Source organism: Streptomyces sp. NBC_01622 (assembly GCF_045209635.1).
Lineage (GTDB): Bacteria > Actinomycetota > Actinomycetes > Streptomycetales > Streptomycetaceae > Streptomyces.
In genome coordinates this window covers 842,358-854,472 of the sequence record NZ_CP109293.1, presented here as the reverse complement: position 1 = coordinate 854,472, position 12,115 = coordinate 842,358, and the positions used below count along the sequence as shown (strand labels likewise).

The following is a 12,115-nucleotide window of genomic DNA, read 5'->3' as shown; positions in this document are numbered from 1 at the left end:
CGCTTCGCTACTCCAGGCGCTCCAGCAGGTCGAGCAGGTCGAGCAGGTCGAGCAGGTCGAGCAGGTCGGTCAGCGGGAGCGGCTTGGCGAGGTGTGCGTCGAAGCCCGCCGTCCGGGACAGCGAGCGGTCGGTGCCCCGGCTGAAGCCGGAGACCGCGATCAGCCGCGGCCGGTCACCGTGCGGCCGGGCCCGTACCGTACGGACCACCGTGTGGCCGTCGGTGTCGGGCAGGCCCAGGTCGCACAGCACCACGTCGAAGACGTCGGACTCGGTCGCGGTGAGCGCGTCCGCGCCGGTGTGGACGGCGGTGACATGGTGGCCCTGGCGCTCCAGGACCGACAATGCGGGACGGCCGCCGTCGGGCAGGTCGAGCGCGAGCAGTTCGACGGCCGCGCAGGCCGCGGTGAGCGGGTTGCGCAGTTCGTGCGAGAGCGTGGCGATGAACCGGTCCTTGGCCCGCTGCTCCTCCCTCAGCTGCCGTCCCGCCGCGTCCAGTTCGGCGTTCGCGCGGCTCAGCTGCCCGTTGACCTCGCGGATCTCCCGGGCCCGCACGAACAGGTCGATCTCCATGCCCTCGGCCCGCATCTGCGCCTCGGTGGCGGCCCGCTCCTGCTCCCGGCCGACCCGGCGCAGATGCACGAAGTCCGTGACGTCCTCGACCCGGTGGATGATGTGCGTGACCCGTCCCTCGGCGTTCAGGACGGGGGAGTTGACGGGACTCCAGTACCGCTCGGCGAAACCGCCCGCCTCGCCGGACGGGATGTCGTAGCGCTGCAGGGCCATCGTGTCCTTGCGGCCCGTCGCCACCACCGACTCCAGGGAGCGGCGGAGATTGGCGACCCCGTCCGCCGAGGGGTCGTCCGGGTTGTCGGGGAAGACGTCGAAGATCCGCTGACCGACGATCGTGCGTTCCGTACGGGTGGCCGCGAGATACGCACGGTTGACCTCGACGATGGTGAAGTCGGGGCTGGGCACCAGCAGCGGGGACAGCGCGGAGTCGAAGAGCAGCCGGAAGTCGGGGGCGGCGAGGGGCGGCATGGCGGCTCTCAGAGGTCTCTGGGGTCTCAGGGTTCTCGTGGTCTCAGGGGTCGAGGCGGTAGCCGTAGCCGCGGACCGTGGTGATCCGGGGCGCGGGCACGGGGAGTGCCGCGAGCTTGCCGCGCAGGCGGTAGACGTGCTCGATCACGGTCGCGGGCTGCTGCCAGGAGGCGCCCCGGATCCGCTCCAGCACCTGCTCGGTGGAGAACACCCGGCCGGGCGCCTCGCCGAGCATCTCCAGCAGGGCGTACTCCTTGGGGCGCAGGGTGAGGAGGACGCCGTCGGCGGACGCCTGGCGGGCGGCCGTGTCGATCCGCAGTGAGCCGACCTGGATCACCGCCGGGACCTCGGGCGCCTGTGACCTGCGCAGTACCGCCCTGATGCGGGCCACCAACTCCCGCTGTGAGAACGGCTTGACGAGGTAGTCGTCGGCGCCGATCTCCAGGCCCTCCACCCGGTCGGCCTCCGCGCCCCGGCCGGTGACCACGATGACCGGAAGCCGGCTGGTGGAGCGGAGCGCCCGCAGCAGTTCCAGGCCGCTGCCGTCCGGGAGTCCCAGATCGAGGACGGCGAGATCGACGCGGCTCTCGTGGAGGACGGACTTACCGGCGCGGGCGTCCATGGCCCAGGTGACGGTGAATCCCTCGTGCTCCGGATAGGAACGGCACATCAGTGCGAAATCGGGTTCGTCCTCGATCAGTGCCACGTGCGGACGCATCCCGCATCACCCGGCCCGACCTCGGCCCGCTCGTCGTGTCGCTGATGAGCGGGCGTTGATGCCCCGACCATGCGGTGACGGTGCGGGGATGCCGAAGCCGCCGTGCGAACCCGTGCCGGATCGCGGGCCCGCGCGCGACAGGCACGGAACGGGGACGGAACACCTTGCACGAGAACAGCCTGGAGCCGGTGACCGGGGCGGCCTGGCCGGCGCCCGGCGACCACGCCCTGCTGGGCGCCAGGGACGGCCTGCTGGTCGTCGACCTGCACGGCGACATCGATCTGGCGACCGCGACCCCGCTGCGCGAGTGGCTGGACTCGGTCGTCGCCCTGCGCGCGCCCGCCTATGTCGTCGATCTGCGCCGTACGACGTTCATCGACTCCACCGGACTCAACCTGGTGCTGCGTTTCCGCCGTCGGGTGCGGGAGCACGAGGCTGGCTTCGCCGTGGTGTGCGCCCCGCGCACCGTGCGCCTGTTGCGGGCGCACGGCACGGTGGACGTACTCGACCCGGCGCCCGGTCTCCCTGAGGCGGCCTCCAGGATCGCCGGCCGCTGAGCTCAGACCCGGTCGGCCGCGATCAGCAGGTACTGGAAGCTGCCGTTGCGGTAGGCGCTCAGGAAGGTGTCCTCGATGCCCGTGACCAGATGGTCGGCCCGGCTGCGCAGGGCCCAGTAGGGAAGCGTGTCCTCGGTGAGGTCCTGCACGTGGACGGGCACCAGCCGGTTGCGGGCCATCGCCCGGAAGTACTCCGACCTGGGGTGGATGGCGCAGATGTAGTGGGCATTGATGAGGGACACCTCGCGCGAGGCCCGGCCGTAGGTGTCGTTGTAGCAGCCGGTGATCACCACATAGCGTCCGCCGCGGCGCAGCAGCCGGGCGTGCTCGGCGAACAGCAGGTCCAACTCGACGTACATCGTGGACTCGTTGTTCCAGGACGCGGCGAACTGGCCCGTCGGGAAGCCGGTGTCGAGCATGTTGCGGTGGTGGTAGCGCACCTTGCCGTCGATGCCCCGGGCGCGGGCCTGCGCGTTGGCGAACTCGGCCTGCTTGGCGGAGATCGTGACCCCGTCGGCCCGGCAGCCGTAGCGCAGATGCGCCACCACACTGCCCCCGCCGCGCCCGCAGCCGGCGTCGAACACCCGGTCGTCCGGGGTGAGTCGGCCGAGGTGGGAGGAGAGGAGTTCGGCCTGGGCGTGCTCCAGCCGGTGCAGTTCGGCGGTGAGCCGTTCGCGGCGCCGGACGGGGTCGGGCTCCTCCAGTACGGACTCGTCGGCCCCGCCGATTCCGTAGTGGTGGTGGTACAGGTCGTCGATCTGTCCGAGGGCGAGGTTGACCGGGTTCTCTTCGGCGTTCCAGTAGTCCGCGACACGGCTCTGGTACGTGGACTGGGTCGGCACCGGTGGTGCTGTGGTGCCGGCGTCGGTGGTGGTCAACGGTGACTCCTAGCGTGGTGCGTCTGACGAGATGTCAGGGACCGGACTTTTACCAGTAGTTGGGCAGGTGGTAGCGGTGGGTGTTGGTCGCGTGCCACTCGTGGTTGCCGGACACCCAGGCGGCCAGGCCCTCGGTGTAGCGCGCGACGAGGGGCGAGGCGGCGGAGAGCGCCGCGGACTCCTCGTCGAAGGCGTCCATGATCCGGTTGTGGATCTCGACGGACTTCAGATAGGCGGCCTTCAGCCCGCACCGCTCGTTGGCGGCGACGACCTGCGGGAGGTTGAGGTGGCCCGGGTCGGACAGCTCCTTGGTGAAGGAGTAGAGGTCGTTGACGATCGTCGTGGCGTTGCCGGCGAGCGCCGTGATCCGCTGGATCTCGGGCCGGGCGTAGACCTGTTCGGGCAGTTCGTAGCCGTCGACGGCGTCCACGATCGACAGACAGGGCCGGAAGTTGTTGAACTGCCGCATCACCAGGTACTCCCAGACCCGGGGCTTGTACCGGATCTCGGCCCACGCGGCCTCCGCGAGATAGCCGAGGTGCAGTCGGGCGATGTCGTGCACGAACCGGTCGGTCTGGCTCGGGGTGGCGAGGAGGGCGTAGTCCTTGAGTGCGAAGTGGTACGAGCGCAGTGGCCCGTCGGCCTGCACACCCTGCTGCCACTCCGCCTCCAGCTCGGGGGCGCTGTGCAGCGGGTCGAGCGCGGACTGGGCCATGATCAGCCGGCCGCCGAGCCCGCGGTGGGAGCCGCCCTTGTCCTCGTCCTCCTCGCAGTAGCAGTTGTCGACGATGTTCTCGGCGAGCAGCAACTTGCCCGCGGCGGTGAGCCGTTCGAGGTCGAGCGCCCCCGGGTGCTGGAGCACCACGGCCCGGCCGAACTGGAACCCGGCGAAGTCCCCGTCCCACGCGGCCGGGAACAGGTCGAGGCCGCGCGCCCAGGTCTCCAGTCTGCGGTCGAGCTCGGCGGCCTTCTCCGGGTCGGCGGGCGCCGCCGGCCGGTAGGTGAGTCCGGGGATCGCGCCGGTGCGGCGGGCCCGCAGAGTGCCCGCCAGGTTCGGCGGGCCGGGCGGCGAAAGGGAGGTGGTCATGAGCTTCTCCAGGCCGTCACTCGGCGGTCCGGCCGATCTGCACGTTCTCCAGGATTCCCGCCGCGTCGGGGACCAGGATGGCCATCGAGTAGTACGCGGTGACTAGGTAGCGGATGATCGCGGCCGAGTCGATGCCCATGAAGCGGACGTTCAGACCGGGCTGGTACTCCTCGGGGATACCGGTCTGGAACAGGCCGACGACACCCTGGTCGGCCTCCCCGGTGCGCAGCGCGATGATGCTGCTGGTGTGCTGCGGAGAGATCGGGATCTTGCTGCACGGGAAGAACGGCACCCCGCGCCAGGCGGGGATCTCGTGCCCGTCGACGCTCGCCGTGCCCGGCACCAGACCGCGCCTGTTGCACTGCCGGAAGAAGGCCGCGATCGCCTTCGGATGGGCGAGGAACAGCTTGGTCTTGCGTCGCATGGCGAGCAGTTCGTCGAGGTCGTCCGGGGTCGGCGGACCGGTGAAGGTGCTGATGCGCTGGGTGTAGTCGACGCTGTGCAGCAGTCCGAAGTCCCGGTTGTTGACCAGCTCCCACTCCTGCCGCTCGCGGATCTCCTCGATGGTGAGCCGCAGTTGCTGCCGGGTCTGGTCCATCGGGTCGTTGTAGAGGTCGGCGACCCTGGTGTGCACCCGCAGCACGGTCTGGGTGAGGGACAACTCGTACTCGCGCGGGGCGAGTTCGTAGTCGACGAAGCCGCCGGGCAGCGTCGGCTCGCCCACATGGCCGGCCTGCACCGGCACATCGGCCTCGCCCTTGCGGTTCATCGGCAGCCGCTGCCGCTCGGCGTACGCCTCCAGATGGGCGGCCAACGACGGTACGCGGTCGGTGAATTCGGTTACGACGTCCCAGGGCAGGACGAGCAGTACGCCCGCGGTCTCGGCGCGCACGGAACTCAGCCACAGTGGGTCGGACTGTCCTATGGCCTCGTCCCCCATCTGGTCGCCGTCGGTGACGACTCCGAGGATCTCCTCGTCGTCGTAGGGTCCGGCGGCGTAGCGGGTGAAGCGGCCGTGGGCGACCAGGTAGGCCTCGGTGACGGGCTGTCCGGCCTCGAACAGGACCTGGCCCGCCCGCACTTCCCGGACCCGGAACCGGGTGGCGATCTCCTTCAGGACCTTCGTGTCGGAGTACCCGCGCAGCACGGGCAGTTCGGTGAGCGTCTCGGGGATGACCTTGACGTCGTCGGCGCCGTTCTGCTCGAACCGCACTCGGCCGCGGCCGACGCTGAGCTGGAGCCGCCGGTTGACCCGGTAGGCACCGCCCCTGACGTCCACCCAGGGCAGCATCTTCAGCAGCCAGCGCGAGGTGATGGCCTGCATCTGCGGTTCGGACTTGGTGGTCGTGGCGAGTTGCCGGGCCGCGACGGTGCTGAGGCTGGTGAGCTGTCCGTTGCCGGGCGGTTCGGGGGCGGAGTCGTCGGTGGCTGGTCCGTTGACGCTTTCCGGTGTGGACACATTCCCTCCCGGGAGGTGAACAGGGGTGAGCGCGTCGTCGGTTTACAAGCCAAACAGCCCTGCCCAGCACCGGTAACCGCGCGAAAGGGGCGGCTTCACGTCCCGGAGGTCGTAAACCCCCGCTCGAGTCGGGGACGGCGATGGTTCGTGCCCGCACCCCGGCGTGCGGGGCGCGCGGGCGCGGTGGCAGGCGATTCCGGCGTTCGACGCGCGCCCCACTCCCCGGGTGACTAGCGTGAGAATCCGGACAACCCGACCAAGACACCCCGAACTACCGGAGAGGGCCGCAGCCATGGCCGTACAACCTGAAGGAACCCCCTGTTGGGCCGACGCGATGTTCGGCGACGTCGAGGGAGCCAAGAGTTTCTACGGCGACGTCCTCGGCTGGACCTTCGGCGAGGCGTCGTCGGAGTACGGCAACTACACGCAGGCCTACGTCGACGGAAAGGCCGTGGCCGCCGTCGTGCCGCCGATGCCCGGCCAGGAGGGGCAGTCGCAGTGGTGCCTCTATCTCGCCTCACCGGACGCCGCGGCGACCGCGGCGAAGATCCGGGAGAACGGCGGCGAGGTGCTGATGGAGCCGATGCAGGTCGGCGAGTTCGGCACGATGTGCCTGGCCCGTGAGCCCAGCGGCGCCGTGTTCGGCGTCTGGCAGGGCGGCACCCACGAGGGCTTCGAGGTGTCGGGCGTACCCGGCGCGTACGCCTGGGCCGAGGTCTTCACCCGCGAGCCCGCGAAGGCGGACGGATTCTTCCCGGCGGTCTTCCCGTACTCGGCGAAGAGCATGGACGACCCCGGCGTCGACTACCGCGTCTACAACGTCGGCGAGGACACGGTCATCGGACGGATGGAGATGGGCGACGAGTTCCCGCCCGAGATCCCGTCGTACGTCAACGTCTACTTCACGGTGGACAACTGCGACGACGCCGTGGCCAAGGCCACCAAGCTCGGCGGGACCCTCCGCTTCGGGCCCATGGACAGCCCCTTCGGGCGGTTCGCGGCACTCAGCGACCCGCAGGGCGCCTCGTTCTCGGTGATCGACATGACCACGACCCAGGGAGAGATGCCGCAGATGACGGACGTCTGACCGGGCGGGCCGTCGGTCAGCGGCCCTCGGCCGTCCACCAGGCGGGGGCGCAGGCCACGGCCGCGTCGACCATGTCGTCCTTGGTGACCGCCGGGTCCTCCAGCCACGCCCTGATGGCGCCCGCGAAGCCGTGGGCCAGGAACTGTGCGACGACCCGGCGATTGGCTTCCGGAAGCCCCGGATGGTCGCCGTCGGCCATGAAGGACAGCGTGTAGTCGCCGAAGTGGCGCACAAGCGCCTCGTACACACCGCTGTCCGCCGGATCCGTGAGGGCGCGCCGGTAGATCGGCAGATGCCGCTCGACGTGGTCGGCGACCTCCGCGGTGGCCAGCCGGAGCAGTTCGGCGGCCGAGTGCCCGCCCTGTGCGCGGGCCTCGGCCTCCCTGCGGTGGCCCTGGTCCAGATCGGCCTGGAGCACCTGGATGAGCAGGTCCAGCGGGGAGCTGTAGCGGTTGTAGAACGTGGCGCGGGTGACCCCGGCGCGGTCGGCCAGTTCCGCGACGGAGATCCGCGAGACGGACCGCTGCGAGGCGAGGTCCACGACGGCCTCCTCGAAGGCCCGCGTCGTGCGGGTGACGCGTGGATCGATCCGCTGGTTCAGCGCTCCGCCCTCCTGGGGTTCACGTTGCACTCTGCCACGACGAGTGATTTTATACACATGTCAAATAGTGCGGCGAAAGGAACGGTCATGGCCTCGCACACCGCGATCTCACCCCAGGAGGCCGCCGACCGGCTGGCCATCCGCGAGCTGGTCGACGCCTACGCGCACTGCGCGGACCGACGGGACGCCAAGGGACAGATGGCCCTGTTCACCGAGGACACCCGCTTCCTGGTGTTCATGGACGCCACCGCGGCGGAGCCGACACAGGAGCTGCACGGCCGCGAGTCCCTGGCCCCGGTCTTCGACAACCTCAACGTCTACCGGGCCACCACGCACTTCAACGGCCAGAGCACGATCACCCTGGACGGGGACCGGGCGAGTGGCGAGAGCTACTGCCTGGCTCACCACGTCTCGGTCGACGAGTCCGGGCAGCGCACGCTCATGATCGCGTCCATCCGCTACCTCGACGAGTTCACCAAGCTGGACGGCGACTGGTACTTCGCCGAACGCCGGCTGATGGTCGATTGGACCGAGACCCGCTCCTCGACGCCCTGACACCCCTGCGGAGTCAGACGGCCGCTTCCCCTTCGTGGGCCACGCGGTGCGCCACGGCCAGTCCCCAGGGCACGGCGAGCACGACCACGAGGGCCAGACCCAGGAGGAGCGGAGCCGGACGCAGGGCGCCCAGGGCCACGCACACGACGGCCATGGCGGCGCAGGTCCGGGCCAGCGGCCGGTAGAGGCCGAGGTCCTCGCTCCAGATCCGCAGGGACGCCGCGAGCACCATCGTCGCGCAGAGCACGACGGCCGTGCCCCCGCAGAGCATCCAGGCCGTGGCGGCCGGGGTCCGGCCGTCATGGGCGTGCTCGACCAGGCCCACCATCGCGGCGCCCATGGCGGCCACCGCGGCCGTGAGCGGCAGATGGATCATCATCCACTGCAGGGCGCTCGCCCGCGTGGGCCGCGGCAGCCGGTGTCCGGCGAAGTCGAAGTACGTCCACCAGCCGCCGAAGCCGACCACGACGGCGATCAGGCCGACGGCGAGGGTGAGCGCGCCGGTCGGCTCGTGGGACAGTCCGTCGACCACGCCGGTCACGTTCTCGCCGAGCACGATGATGATGAACAGCCCGAACCGCTCGGCGAGCGCGTCGGTCACGCTGAACGCGACCACACGTTCCGGAATGGCCCTGGCGAGCACGAACACGAACCCCAGCAGGTAGACCACGGCCAGCGCACCCCACGTCAGCACCCGGGCGTCGGCGGGCAGCGCGGCGCTCGCCGCCAGGACGACCGAGCAGAGCGCCGTTCCCGTCACGAACAGCATGCTGGAGCGCCGGAATTCGGGAGTGTCGCCGCGTGAGGCCAGCAGCCACAGCAGCGCCAGGACCGCGAACAGCACGCCCGCGTCCACGGCGAACGCGACTCCGCGCGCGTCGCCCGCCTCCGGGATGAACGCGCCCAGCGGCACGAGCACCAGGATCTGCAGCAGGAACATGCTCCGGCCGCGGGCGTCCTCGCGCCCGTGGAGCTCGTGGTGCAGGCTGCCGTTGAACCAGGCGATCCACACCAGCGCGAACACCGCCGCGAACAGGCCCAGTCCGTGCCAGTCGAGTTCCCCGGCCAGGTGGTGGGCGGCCTGGGCGACGAGCACGACCACGACGAGGTCGTAGAAGAGTTCGAGCGGCCCGACCACCCGCTCGCGCGGCTGCTCCCCGTGGGGGCGCGGAGGCAGCCACAACAGGCGGCGCAGCCGGGCCCACTGCTCGTGTCGCGAGGTCATGCGCGCAGCGTAGAGGGCCGGGTGGCCGGATCCTCCGACGGGGCGTGCGACCGGGTCGGGCCGGCGGAGAGTGTGTGGTGCGGTCATGGCATGATCGGGCGCATGCGTGAACGTGTGGTGGCCGCGTGCGACGGGGCTTCGAAGGGAAATCCGGGGCCCGCGGCCTGGGCGTGGGTCGTGTCGGACGACGAGGAGAGCCCGGCCCGCTGGGAGGCCGGACCGCTCGGCACGGCCACCAACAACGTCGCCGAACTCACCGCGCTGGAGCGCCTGTTGACGGCGACCGCACCGGACGTACCGCTGGAGGTCCGGATGGACTCGCAGTACGCCATGAAGGCGGTCACCACCTGGCTGCCCGGCTGGAAGCGCAACGGCTGGAAGACGTCCGGCGGCAAGCCGGTCGCCAACCAGGAACTGGTCGTCCGCATCGACGAACTGCTCGACGGCCGCTCGGTCGAATTCCGCTACGTCCCCGCCCACCAGGTCGACGGCGACCCGCTGAACGACTTCGCCGACCGCGCCGCCAGCCAGGCCGCCATCGTGCAGGAGCCCGCGGGCAGCGACCTCGGCTCCCCGGAGCCGCCCCCTTCGCCCGACACCCCGAAGAAGTCCGCCCGTCCGGCCGGTGCCAAGTCGGCGCGGAAGGGCGCGAGTTCGTCCTCGCGCACGATCAAGGCGAAGTTCCCCGGCCGCTGCCTGTGCGGACGCGCCTATGCGGCCGGGGAGCCGATCAGCAAGAACGCCCAGGGCTGGGGCCACCCGGAGTGCCGTACCGAGAAAGTGGACTAGACAATTACAGTCCCTCCGCTTTAACGGTCGTGCGCCGTCCGGGAATTCGGCCTCGCAAAGGTCGGGCTCAATAGCCGGACCGGTCTCGGCGGACAACAGGCCCGGCACGGGGGCCCGCGGCGCACCCACCGTGCCCCTCGCCGGGTCGTCCACCGCACCCGACTCCGCACCGCTCCCGCGCCGCCGGCCCGGCCGGAATTCCGCACCCGAGCCCCGGCCCCACGGCTGAACGACCTGCCCCGCCCCGCCCGTTCGCGCAGAGACGCCCCGCGGACGCACCGGACCCGACGTGACCGGATCCCTTCCCGCCTCGTTGTCCCAACGCCTGCACGCAACAGGAAGAAGACGCCATGAGCGACCCTGTGACCGACCTCCTCATCGCCCTGCGGGACAACGTAATGGGAGTCACCGAATCCACCCTGGCCGGCGACGCGAACAAGACGCACTCCGAGTCCATGCCGCCCTCGCGGCGGCGGGCCTCGCGCTCGGTCACCGGCTCGCCGATCACGGCGGCGTGAGGCGCCTCCGCGAGATCACCGCGCGGGGCAGCAGGGGCCACGTCATCGTGACGGCCGTCGGAGACCACGCGCTGCTCGCCGTAGTGGCGGACGACGGCCTCGACGAAGCGGCCTTCCGCCGCGAGATCCCGGCGCTCACGGCGGAACTGCGGCGCGATCTGAACGAGGACGTCTGATCGACAAGGACGTCTGAGCCGTCCCGGTCGTCCCATCGGTCCTGTGCGGGTTGACGCGAATTCCCTGTCGCCCCCTCCTGCTACTCTGCGGATCCACTTGATCACTTTGAGTAAAACCCAGGGGTGTACGCGTGAAGGTCGCCTGTGTCGGAGGCGGGCCTGCCGGCCTGTATCTCTCGATCCTGCTGAAGCGGCAGGACCCGTCCCACGACATCATCGTCTACGAGCGCAACCCCGAGGGCTCGACCTACGGCTGGGGTGTCACGTACTGGCGCGGACTGCTCGACCAACTCCGGGAGTACGACCCCGAGTCGGCGCAGGCCGTCGACGAGCACTCGGTGCGCTGGAGCGACGGCGTCGCCCGCATCCGGGATCTGACGACCACTCAGCCCGGCGACGAGGGCCACGGCATCGGCCGCCACCGCCTCCTCAAGATCCTCGCCGAACGGGCCCGATCCCTGGGCGTACGGCTGGAGTTCGAGTCCGAGGTCACGGCCGACGACCTCCCCGACGCGGATCTGATCGTGGCCGCCGACGGCGTCAACAGCGCGCTGCGCACCCGCCACGCCGACCACTTCGGCGCCGAACTCAAACCCGGCCGCAACCAGTACATCTGGCTCGGCACCAGCAAGGTCTTCGGCTCCTTCACCTTCGCCTTCGTGGAGACCGGCCAGGGCTGGATCTGGTGCTACGGCTACGCGTTCGGCCCCGAGGGCAGCACCTGCGTGATCGAGTGCGCCCCCGAGACCTGGACCGGCCTCGGCCTCGACACCGCCGCCGAGGCCGACGGACTCGCCCTCCTGGAGAAGCTCTTCGCCGACCTCCTCGACGGCCACTCCCTGATCGGCCGCGCCTCCGCCGACGGAAGCGCCCAGTGGCTCAACTTCCGCACCCTCACCAACCGCACCTGGCACCGCGACAACCTCGTCCTGCTCGGCGACGCCGCCCACACCACCCACTACTCGATCGGCGCCGGTACCACCCTCGCCCTGGAGGACGCCATCGCGCTCGCCGACGCCCTGCGCGACCACACCGAACTGCCGCAGGCCCTCGCCGCCTATGAACAGCGCCGTAAATCCGCCCTGTTGTCCATCCAGAGCGCGGCCCGCTACAGCGCCCAGTGGTACGAGAACCTGCAGCGCTACATCCACCTGCCCCCGCACCGCATGTTCGCCCTGCTCGGCCGGCGCCACTCGCCGCTGCTGCCGTACGTCCCGCCGCAGGTCTACTACGGCCTCGACAAGGCGGCCGGACGGCTGGAGGCGCTACGCCGGTTCAGGCGCTGGCTCGGCCCCAGGCTGGCGCGCACCGTCCACTCGCGGGCGCTCGCCTCGCGCAAGTAGGGCGCCCGGCTCCCGAGAACGTTGGGTGAATGGCTATTCACCGGATAGGGTGAATAGCCATTCACCTTCTTTTACGTGTCCGC

General features: G+C 70.5%; 13 protein-coding genes. 6 read left to right on the top strand and 7 right to left on the bottom strand.

Features of this window, described 5'->3' with window-relative positions; translation table 11 throughout:
- Positions 1 to 7 precede the first annotated feature (7 nt).
- Both OH768_RS03885 and OH768_RS03880 read right to left on the bottom strand, forming a co-directional pair.
- Positions 8 to 1,039 (bottom strand): response regulator, encoded by a 1,032-nt coding sequence (locus tag OH768_RS03885; RefSeq protein ID WP_406450020.1) that lies wholly within the window; start codon positions 1,037 to 1,039, stop codon positions 8 to 10.
- Between the two features lie 43 nt (positions 1,040 to 1,082).
- Positions 1,083 to 1,757: a response regulator transcription factor gene (locus OH768_RS03880; protein WP_406450018.1), complete on the bottom strand. Its 675-nt coding sequence runs from the start codon at positions 1,755 to 1,757 to the stop codon at positions 1,083 to 1,085.
- A gap of 164 nt (positions 1,758 to 1,921) precedes the next feature.
- Here OH768_RS03880 and OH768_RS03875 point away from each other — a divergent pair, with 164 nt between their 5' ends.
- Positions 1,922 to 2,314 carry an STAS domain-containing protein gene (locus OH768_RS03875; RefSeq protein WP_406450016.1) on the top strand — a complete coding sequence of 131 codons (393 nt, stop codon included), beginning with the start codon at positions 1,922 to 1,924 and terminating at the stop codon, positions 2,312 to 2,314.
- 2 nt (positions 2,315 to 2,316) lie between these two features.
- Here OH768_RS03875 and OH768_RS03870 read toward each other — a convergent pair whose 3' ends face one another.
- Genes OH768_RS03870 through OH768_RS03860 form a run of 3 tightly spaced genes read right to left on the bottom strand, consistent with a single transcriptional unit; the run spans position 2,317 to position 5,738 of the window.
- Positions 2,317 to 3,192: a geranyl diphosphate 2-C-methyltransferase gene (locus tag OH768_RS03870; RefSeq protein WP_406450014.1), complete on the bottom strand. Its 876-nt coding sequence runs from the start codon at positions 3,190 to 3,192 to the stop codon at positions 2,317 to 2,319.
- Positions 3,193 to 3,241: 49 nt separating this feature from the next.
- The gene (locus OH768_RS03865) at positions 3,242 to 4,279 is read right to left on the bottom strand and encodes a family 2 encapsulin nanocompartment cargo protein terpene cyclase (protein ID WP_406450012.1); all 1,038 of its coding nucleotides are present in this window, start codon (positions 4,277 to 4,279) and stop codon (positions 3,242 to 3,244) included.
- Positions 4,280 to 4,295: 16 nt separating this feature from the next.
- Positions 4,296 to 5,738: a family 2B encapsulin nanocompartment shell protein gene (locus OH768_RS03860; RefSeq protein ID WP_406450010.1), complete on the bottom strand. Its 1,443-nt coding sequence runs from the start codon at positions 5,736 to 5,738 to the stop codon at positions 4,296 to 4,298.
- A gap of 292 nt (positions 5,739 to 6,030) precedes the next feature.
- Here OH768_RS03860 and OH768_RS03855 point away from each other — a divergent pair, with 292 nt between their 5' ends.
- On the top strand, positions 6,031 to 6,825 hold the full coding sequence (locus OH768_RS03855) for a VOC family protein (protein WP_406450008.1): 795 nt from the start codon (positions 6,031 to 6,033) through the stop codon (positions 6,823 to 6,825).
- Positions 6,826 to 6,841: 16 nt separating this feature from the next.
- Here the strand turns inward: OH768_RS03855 and OH768_RS03850 are convergent, their stop codons facing one another.
- Positions 6,842 to 7,456 carry a TetR/AcrR family transcriptional regulator gene (locus tag OH768_RS03850; protein ID WP_406450006.1) on the bottom strand — a complete coding sequence of 205 codons (615 nt, stop codon included), beginning with the start codon at positions 7,454 to 7,456 and terminating at the stop codon, positions 6,842 to 6,844.
- 57 nt (positions 7,457 to 7,513) lie between these two features.
- On the opposite strand from OH768_RS03850, the gene OH768_RS03845 reads away from it, so the two are divergent.
- Positions 7,514 to 7,981 carry a nuclear transport factor 2 family protein gene (locus OH768_RS03845; protein ID WP_406450004.1) on the top strand — a complete coding sequence of 156 codons (468 nt, stop codon included), beginning with the start codon at positions 7,514 to 7,516 and terminating at the stop codon, positions 7,979 to 7,981.
- A 13-nt stretch (positions 7,982 to 7,994) separates the two neighbouring features.
- On the opposite strand, the gene OH768_RS03840 is transcribed toward OH768_RS03845, so the two are convergent.
- Entirely contained in the window at positions 7,995 to 9,206 is a 1,212-nt protein-coding gene (locus OH768_RS03840; protein WP_406450002.1) for a low temperature requirement protein A, read from the bottom strand.
- Between the two features lie 90 nt (positions 9,207 to 9,296).
- Between OH768_RS03840 and OH768_RS03835 the strand changes: the two genes are divergently transcribed.
- From OH768_RS03835 to OH768_RS03825, 3 genes are all read left to right on the top strand, one after another.
- The gene (locus tag OH768_RS03835; RefSeq protein WP_406450000.1) at positions 9,297 to 9,995 is read left to right on the top strand and encodes a ribonuclease H; all 699 of its coding nucleotides are present in this window, start codon (positions 9,297 to 9,299) and stop codon (positions 9,993 to 9,995) included.
- Positions 9,996 to 10,284: 289 nt separating this feature from the next.
- The gene (locus OH768_RS03830; protein WP_406449998.1) at positions 10,285 to 10,689 is read left to right on the top strand and encodes a roadblock/LC7 domain-containing protein; all 405 of its coding nucleotides are present in this window, start codon (positions 10,285 to 10,287) and stop codon (positions 10,687 to 10,689) included.
- A 131-nt stretch (positions 10,690 to 10,820) separates the two neighbouring features.
- A complete protein-coding gene (locus tag OH768_RS03825) occupies positions 10,821 to 12,032 on the top strand; it encodes an FAD-dependent monooxygenase (protein WP_406449996.1) in 1,212 nt (403 codons plus the stop codon).
- The last annotated feature ends 83 nt before the right edge of the window (positions 12,033 to 12,115 follow it).

What these genes read in the sequence shown, in the direction of transcription:
- OH768_RS03885 (WP_406450020.1), bottom strand. Translation starts at nt 1,039, where the DNA reads ATGCCGCCCCTCGCCGCCCCCGACTTCCGGCTGCTCTTCGACTCCGCG.
- OH768_RS03880 (WP_406450018.1), bottom strand. Translation starts at nt 1,757, where the DNA reads ATGCGTCCGCACGTGGCACTGATCGAGGACGAACCCGATTTCGCACTG.
- OH768_RS03865 (WP_406450012.1), bottom strand. Translation starts at nt 4,279, where the DNA reads ATGACCACCTCCCTTTCGCCGCCCGGCCCGCCGAACCTGGCGGGCACT.
- OH768_RS03855 (WP_406450008.1), top strand. Translation starts at nt 6,031, where the DNA reads ATGGCCGTACAACCTGAAGGAACCCCCTGTTGGGCCGACGCGATGTTC.
- OH768_RS03845 (WP_406450004.1), top strand. Translation starts at nt 7,514, where the DNA reads ATGGCCTCGCACACCGCGATCTCACCCCAGGAGGCCGCCGACCGGCTG.
- OH768_RS03840 (WP_406450002.1), bottom strand. Translation starts at nt 9,206, where the DNA reads ATGACCTCGCGACACGAGCAGTGGGCCCGGCTGCGCCGCCTGTTGTGG.
- OH768_RS03835 (WP_406450000.1), top strand. Translation starts at nt 9,297, where the DNA reads ATGATCGGGCGCATGCGTGAACGTGTGGTGGCCGCGTGCGACGGGGCT.